General features: G+C 67.1%; 8 protein-coding genes and 1 pseudogene. 6 read left to right on the top strand and 3 right to left on the bottom strand.

From position 1 onward, the window contains the following. The 5 genes from RMO12_RS09705 to RMO12_RS09685 all read left to right on the top strand — a co-directional run. On the top strand, nt 1-444 hold a 444-nt coding region (locus RMO12_RS09705), incomplete at its 5' end, for a site-specific integrase (RefSeq protein ID WP_309639135.1). A gap of 77 nt (nt 445-521) precedes the next feature. Then, nucleotides 522-842 (top strand): type II toxin-antitoxin system RelE/ParE family toxin, encoded by a 321-nt coding sequence (locus tag RMO12_RS09700; RefSeq protein ID WP_309639134.1) that lies wholly within the window; start codon nt 522-524, stop codon nt 840-842. Next, nucleotides 839-1,210, top strand: a complete 372-nt coding sequence (locus tag RMO12_RS09695) for an addiction module antidote protein (protein WP_309639133.1) — start codon at nt 839-841, stop codon at nt 1,208-1,210. Before RMO12_RS09700 ends, RMO12_RS09695 begins: the two co-directional genes overlap by 4 nt. Nucleotides 1,211-1,499: 289 nt before the next feature. Then, the gene (locus tag RMO12_RS09690; RefSeq protein WP_309639132.1) at nt 1,500-2,195 is read left to right on the top strand and encodes a heme-binding protein; all 696 of its coding nucleotides are present in this window, start codon (nt 1,500-1,502) and stop codon (nt 2,193-2,195) included. A gap of 194 nt (nt 2,196-2,389) precedes the next feature. Next, nucleotides 2,390-2,602, top strand: a complete 213-nt coding sequence (locus tag RMO12_RS09685) for a hypothetical protein (RefSeq protein ID WP_309625006.1) — start codon at nt 2,390-2,392, stop codon at nt 2,600-2,602. Between the two features lie 85 nt (nt 2,603-2,687). Here the strand turns inward: RMO12_RS09685 and RMO12_RS09680 are convergent, their stop codons facing one another. After that, nucleotides 2,688-3,563, bottom strand: a complete 876-nt coding sequence (locus RMO12_RS09680) for a class III extradiol ring-cleavage dioxygenase (protein ID WP_309639131.1) — start codon at nt 3,561-3,563, stop codon at nt 2,688-2,690. Between the two features lie 317 nt (nt 3,564-3,880). Here RMO12_RS09680 and RMO12_RS09675 point away from each other — a divergent pair, with 317 nt between their 5' ends. After that, the gene (locus RMO12_RS09675; RefSeq protein ID WP_309639130.1) at nt 3,881-6,439 is read left to right on the top strand and encodes an FtsX-like permease family protein; all 2,559 of its coding nucleotides are present in this window, start codon (nt 3,881-3,883) and stop codon (nt 6,437-6,439) included. A 48-nt stretch (nt 6,440-6,487) separates the two neighbouring features. Here the strand turns inward: RMO12_RS09675 and RMO12_RS09670 are convergent, their stop codons facing one another. Together RMO12_RS09670 and RMO12_RS09665 are read right to left on the bottom strand one after the other, a co-directional pair. Next, the gene (locus RMO12_RS09670; RefSeq protein ID WP_309625426.1) at nt 6,488-6,835 is read right to left on the bottom strand and encodes a DUF2845 domain-containing protein; all 348 of its coding nucleotides are present in this window, start codon (nt 6,833-6,835) and stop codon (nt 6,488-6,490) included. Nucleotides 6,836-6,892: 57 nt separating this feature from the next. Then, nucleotides 6,893-7,211, bottom strand: a pseudogene (locus tag RMO12_RS09665) (hypothetical protein); the annotation flags it as partial.

Genomic DNA, 7,211 nt, shown 5'->3' with positions numbered 1-7,211 from the left:
TCGGATTACTTGGTTAGGCGAAAACACGATAGTAATCCCTACGCCTGCCAGAAGACCACGCGCCTATTGGCGCCGCTCTCGGAAGCGGCGCTCGACGAGCCGGCCGACCCACAACGGGCACTCGCGCTCGACGAGACGCCCCAGAAAACCCACCGTAGCGTGACGACGTCCTGGCTGTATAAACTCTTAAAAGCCTGCTTCGCCGGGGTGGCGCTGGAAATGGTCGAAGCCGGCCAGTCGGACGATGCCAGAAAACTGGAAGCCGCCTCGACCCATTGGTTGCGCCATACCTGCGGATCGCATGCGGTCGAGCAAGGCGTGCCGCTGAATGTCGTGCAGCAAAACTTCGGTCATGCGAGTTTGAATACGACGACGATCTATACCACGCAAGAAGTGGAAACGCGCTTTGATGAGATGGAGCGGTTTATGCAGCGGCGGGGGTGATCCCATATAATGATAAACATACTTTCCTCGCCTCCCTACCAAGGCCCTGCTTGACTAAGAGTCGCTTATAAGCTACTGTGGTCTCTATTCGTTACTACCGGCGCGAGAATGGTCGGCACCCATTCCGAGACTGGCTCATGGATCTTGCGGACCAACGTGCCCGGGTTGCTGTGCTCCGCCGTATTGATCGCCTGGAGGAGGGCAACTTCGGCGAGCACCGTTTCCTTGCGGACGGCGTGTGGGAACTTAAGATTGATGTCGGCCCGGGGTATCGCGTGTACTACGCGCAGGAAGAAAAGACGCTGATCCTCCTCCTTTGTGCGGGGTCGAAGCGCACGCAACGGCAGGACATCGCGCGTGCGGTGGAATATTGGAACGATCATCAATCACGATTATGAAAACCAAGCGCACAAAAAAATCTGAAGTCCTGCATGCGGACCACGATGTGATGGTCGTGGAGATGTTCCGTGAGGATCCAGAGTTCGCCGCCGAGTATTTAAACGGCGTACTCGAGGATGGCGATCAGAAAGAGCTCCTGCTTGCCATGCGCCGCATCGCCGAGGCGTTCGGCGGGGTCGGGGAACTCGCCAAGCGCACGAACCTGCATGCGAAGACGCTCTATCGCACGCTCTCGCCGCAAGGCAATCCGGAATTGAAGAGCCTCACCGCGCTGCTCAAGGCGATGGGCATGCGTATCGCGGTGGAAACCATCAAAACGGCAATTAAGTCACCAGCGCGGAGAGCGGCCAAAAGTGTAGGAGGTTAATCATTGTGGTTCTGTCGCAAAGTTTGAGATTTCACGGAGACTGGGTATCCTTCAGGGAATGACTCAGATAGCGAAGCGATTGACAATTCGCCGGCTGAGCGATAGATTGATGATTGGCGAAAAGGGGAGTTTAAAATCTCTATTTGCACGAAAGGCTGATCTCAAGAAAGGAGGCCACCGACCGGCAAAGTCTGGCAGAACTTGATCAAATTATCGGGGTCCGAGCGTGACGCAGCCGAGACGCTTAGGGCCGCTAACCGTGTATGAGTACCACCAAATGGAGAACAAAATGAAAAGAAAACTGATCGTCTTAGCGATAGGGATGGCATTTTCCGGCTTGGCGCAGGCTGACGAGGGTGACGGTTGCGGCATTGCCGCTAACGTGGTGCAGCAGATTCAAAGCCAATTGGCGTCCGTTGTACTGTTGAACAACGGCGCCATATTCGGGGAGTTCCTTGCCGGCCCGAATCGCATGTGGTCGGCGGTGGTGGACCGTCAGGGCCGGCTTTGCTCGGTGATCAAAACCGGCGATGCCTGGCCGGGAAGCCGCGCCATTGCCATCGCCAAGGCGAGTACGGCCAATGATTTCAGCAACGACGCTCTGGCCCTGTCCACGGCCAACCTTTATTCGCCGACGCAGCCTGGTGGCTCGTTATACGGGCTCAACAACTCCAACCCGTTCAATCCGGACTTTCTGCGCCAGGGCTCGGGCATCAGCAAAGTGCCGGGCGGCATCATCACTTTCGGCGGCGGCGTGGCCATCTACTCGGCGGGCAAGGTCGTCGGCGGCTTGGGAGTGAGCGGCGATAGCGCCTGCGCAGATCATGCCATCGCGTATCGGATGCGCGCAGGGGCGGGGTTCGCCAGCACTTCTCCCGGTGGTGTGGGCCTTGGCGGAACGGACAACATCCTCTACCTCGCGGCCAATGAAGCGCCGAACGGGTTCAAGCATCCGCATTGCTTCCCTACCGACATCACTCCGTAGAAGCGGCGCTTGGCGAACCTTTCCTGCCGAAGGTCGCAAGCGACCCTGGCCAGTCGCCAGGGTCGCTTGTTTTTTTGGTAGCGAGGAGGGTCGGGGCACCATCAATGCTTCCTGAATCCGTGAGCCAAAATGCCTTGCAGACCGATGCGCACTGCTTTTTCTCGGCGTGCTCCGGCTATTCCACCGCCTGAAGCATGACGTTTCCAAATTCGATTCGATTCGGTGCTCGGCGTGACGAGTTGGCCAACCTGACGCTCGACTACCTTTCGGGCGGCGTCAGCGGTGATGCGGGACGACCCGACAACATCATCTTCGACATCAACCACAAGGGCGTCAGTGCCGGTGGCTTCGGCCACCCGACCTGCATCAACACAGCCAACCCCGCCACGCTGCCGGCGGTGCGCTGAGCCGACTCGCCGCGGCGTCGCCTCGCGCGCGCCGCGTGTCGAGGTGCGATCTCCAGCCTCGCGCCGGAGATCGGCTGGCCGTCCGTCACGTAACGCTTGCCTGGACCAGCGGTCGGCCGCTGCCGAGCGCCTGCGCCAGCCGCTCGGCTCCGGCGCCAAAGGCATACGCATCCATCGCCAGCGCCGCATGTTGCACGGCGTCGTGCAGGCGCACGGCGGGCGCGGCGAGCCCGCCCGCGCCCGCTGCCACGTAGAACGGCAGCCAGTGCTCGTCGGTCGGGTGCTGGGCCACGGCGTGCGGCGCCTGACGGCGGTAGTCGAGCAGGGCTTGGCGGTCACCGGCCGCCACGCGTGCCGCGACCCAATCGGCAAACGCCACCACGTCGGGGGCGGCCGGCGCGTCCAGCGCGGCGCGCACGCCGCCGAAGAAGCGCCGCAGGTCGTGGGTGAGGCTGCCGCTGCCCAGCATCAGCACGCCCTGGGCGGCCAGCGGCGCGAGCGCCTCGCCCAGCGCCCACTGCACCGCCGGGCTGGCCGAGGGCACCAACGAGAGCGGCAGCACCGGCACGTCGGCGTCGGGCCACAGGTGGCGCAGCACGGTCCAGATGCCATGGTCCAGGCCGCCGTCGGTGCTGGTGTGCGCGGCGATGCCAGCCGCTTGCAGCAACGCCAGCGCGCGTTCGGCGAGCGCCGGGTCGCCGGGCGCGTCGTAGCGCAATTCATAGAGCGCGCTCGGGAAGCCGCCGAAGTCGTGGACCGCCGCGTGGCGCTTTGCTGCCAGCAGCACCGGCTCGCGCGTGGCGGTGTGCGGCGAGACCACCAGCACCGCGCGCGGGCGGCCGAAGGTGGCGTCGATGGCCGGGCCGAGGCGGCGCAGGAAGTCCAAGGTCGGGCTCGGCTCGATGGCGATCATCGGCGAGCCGTGCGAAACGAACAAAGAGGGCAAAGGCGTGTTGTTCATGCCCGATTGCAGCACCGTTGTGCCGTGCGCGGGTTCAATGGCTTCGTATGCGGTGTTCGGGGATGGATGTCGGCGTGTTGCCCGATGTCCCGCGTCGGGCTCCTTCCCCCGTTGGGGAAAGGCTGGGATGGGGGCTGGTGCCTGCTGGTACGACGCTTGCGCTCATGCGCACGTGCCGGCCCCCACCCCAACCCTCCCCCAGCGGGGGAGGGAGTCATGCGCCATCATGGTCGCTGCACAACATTGGACGCCGCCGCCTGTCCATGCCGACCGCCACTGCCGTTCCGCGCCCGTCGCTTACGCCACTGACAAGCGCTATGGCGCCCGGTCTCTGGTCATTGGCGCGCCGCCAGCTCGGGCGCGACTTCCGTGCCGGCGAGTTGCGGCTGCTGATCGTCGCGGTGATGCTGGCGGTGGCCGCGCTCACCGCGGTGGGCTTCTTTGCCGACCGCCTGAACAACGGCCTGGCGCGTGACGCTCGTTCGCTGCTCGGCGGCGATGCCATCGTCGCCAGCGACCAGCCGCCGCCCGAGGCGCTGGCCGAGCGAGCGCGCTCGAAGGGACTGCTGGTGGCGCGCACGGTCAGCTTTCCGAGCATGGGTCGCGCCCCCGACGCGCGCGGCGGCGCCTCGCGGCTGGTGGCCGTCAAGGCGGTCAGCGACGGCTATCCGCTGCGCGGCCAGCTCAAATTGCGCGACGCGCCCGGCGCCCCCGAGCGCAGCGCCCGCGGCGCTCCGCCGCGCGGCAGCGTGTGGGTCGACGCGGCCATCCTCGATTCGCTCAACCTGCGCATCGGCGACGCGCTGCTGCTCGGCGACGCCAGCCTGACCCTCGCCGCGATCATTGCGGTCGAACCCGATCGCGGCGCCGGCTTCATGAGCTTTGCGCCGCGCGCGCTGTTGCATGAAGACGACCTGCCCGCCACCGGGCTGGTGCAGCCGGCCAGTCGCGTGAGCTTTCGGCTCGCACTGGCCGGGCAGGGCGCCGGCGGCGACGGCGCGGTGCGCGACTACGTGGCCTGGGCCGAAGCGCAGATCGCCGCCCAGGGCTGGCGCGGCCTGCGCCTCGAATCGCTCGAGAGCGGGCGCCCCGAGATGCGCCAGACGCTCGACCGCGCCGCCAAGTTTCTCAATCTCGTGGCCTTGCTGGCGGCGCTGCTGGCGGCGGTGGCGGTGGCCATCGCGGCGCGCGACTTCGCCAATCGCCACCTCGACGACTGCGCCATGCTGCGCGTGCTCGGCCAGTCGCAGCGGCGCATTGCGGGCGCCTATGCACTGGAGTTCGCCGCGGTCGGCGTGCTGGCCAGCGTGCTCGGCGTGCTGCTCGGCCTGGTGTTTCATTTCGTGTTCGTGGCGCTGCTCGCCGGTCTGGTCGATGCGGCGCTGCCGGCGCCGGGCGTGTGGCCGGCGGTGTTCGGCCTCGGCGTGGGCCTCACCCTGCTGCTCGGCTTTGGCCTGCCGCCGGTGCTGCAGCTCGCGCAGGTGCCGCCGCTGCGGGTGATCCGGCGCGAGCTCGGCGAACTGAAGCCGGCCTCGATCGGCGTGCTGCTGGCCGGCTTTGTCGGCTTCGCTGCGCTGCTGCTGGCGGTGGCTTCGGACATCAAGCTCGGGCTCATCACGGTCGGCGGTTTCGCCGTCGCGGTGGCGGTGTTCGCGCTGCTCTCCTGGCTGGCGGTGAGCTTGCTCAGGCGCGCGGTGCCGGGCGGGTGCTTGGGCACATCGGCACCGCGCTGGCTGGTGCTGGCCACGCGCCAGGTGGCCGCGCGGCCGGCGTTCGCCGTGCTGCAGGTGAGCGCGCTCAGCGTCGGCCTGCTGGCGCTGGTGCTGCTGGTGCTGCTGCGCACCGACCTCGTCGCCAGCTGGCGCCAGGCCACGCCGCCCGATGCGCCCGACCGCTTTGTCATCAATGTGCAGCCCGAGCAAGGCGACGCCTTTCGCCAGCAACTGCGCACCGCCGGTGTGACGCGCTTCGACTGGTATCCGATGATCCGCGGCCGCCTCGTCGCCGTGAACGGCCAGCCCGTCAAGCCGGAGAGCTACGCTGATGCGCGCGCCCAGCGGCTGGTGGACCGCGAGTTCAACCTCAGTCACGACGCCGCACTGCCCGGCCACAACCAGGTCGTCGCCGGACGCTGGCAGGCCGAGGAGCAAGGCGCCCTCAGTGTCGAGGCGGGCCTGGCCGAGACGCTCGGCCTGAAACTCGGCGACCGCCTGCGCTTCGACATCGCCGGGGTGATGCAGGAAGGCCGCATCACCAGCCTGCGCCAAGTGGACTGGGGCTCGATGCGCGCCAACTTCTTCGTCATGTTCCCGACCTCGAAGCTGCCCGAAGAACTGCCCACGAGCTACATCGCCGCCTTTCGAGCACCGCCCTCGCAGCCGGGCCAACCGGGCTTTGACAACGCACTCGCGAAGGCCTTTCCGAACATCACCAGCGTGGACGTGTCGGCCTCCATCGCGCAGGTGCAGCGCGTGCTCGACCAGGTGATCCGCGCCGTTGAGTTCTTGTTCGGCTTCACGCTCGCCACCGGCCTGGTGGTACTGTTTGCCGCGGTGACGGCCACGCGCGAACAGCGGGCGCGCGAGTTCGCGGTGATGCGCGCGCTCGGGGCCAGCGCCAGCTTGCTGGCGCGCGTGCAGCGCGCCGAGTTGCTGGGCGTGGGTGCGCTGGCCGGCGTGCTCGCCTCGGTGGCGGCACTGGCCGTCGGCTGGGCGCTGGCGCGCTACGCCTTCGAGTTCAGCTGGAGCGCGCCGCTCTGGGTGCCGCTGGCCGGCGGTGCAGCCGGCGCGCTGCTGGCGCTGGCGGCCGGTTGGTGGGGTCTGCGCGAGGTGCTGCGTCGGCCGGTGGTGGAGACGCTGCGAAGGGCGGCCGACTGAGGCGACCCGACCGCAAGGAAGGCGCCGCCAAGGCGCCGAGATCAACTCCTACTGCGGTGCGCCGCTGTAGCGGATCGACTGCACCACGCCGGCGCGGAAGCGCACCGTCGCGAACAGGTTCCCCGGGCCGCGGTCGTAGAGCCATTCATCGATCTGCTGGCACGGCACGAGCGCGCTCGCGAAAGCTTCGGGCACCGGGTGGCGCGACGATGAGTAGTACAAGGGCGCGCAATAGGCGTCGCGCAGCAGCGGCTCGCCGCACTTGTAGAACACCGAAACACGCGAGTCGCCCTCCTCGGCGATGCGGCCGTTGCAGCGCAGCGATTCGGCCTGCGCCGCCGTGCACAACAGTGCCGCGCCGACGGCCAGGACGATGCCAACACGCTGGGTCTTCATGGCGCTACTCCTCGTGCCCGGGGCGATCGACGGGCAGGCTGCGAAGCATTGTGTACTTCACGACGCCGGGCGCGCAGGTGAGCGATCGCCAGGGCCGACGCTCGCATGCGCAGCCTCGTCCATGGTTTCCACGAGGTGGGCTCGGTTCGCGGGAGCGGCATACGGCTCGGGCCAGTACTCGACGAGACGCGTCACCTTGCCCTCTGCCACCGTGAAGAACGAGAGGGCACGAGCCGTCTGCACACCGTCCGTCACGCTCACGTCCGACACCGCTTGCGATCCTTCGCCGACCAGGCGATGGACGGTGAACCGCCACACGCCATGCGCCGGGTACTGCAGGTTCATCTGCGCGAAGCGTGCGGCGCCGCGAATGCGC

The sequence above is a fragment of the Methylibium sp. genome, assembly GCF_031393925.1.
Classification (GTDB): Bacteria; Pseudomonadota; Gammaproteobacteria; order Burkholderiales; family Burkholderiaceae_C; genus Methylibium.
Note: the sequence above shows the minus strand (reverse complement) of the source record. Positions and strands in the feature narration are given on the sequence as shown.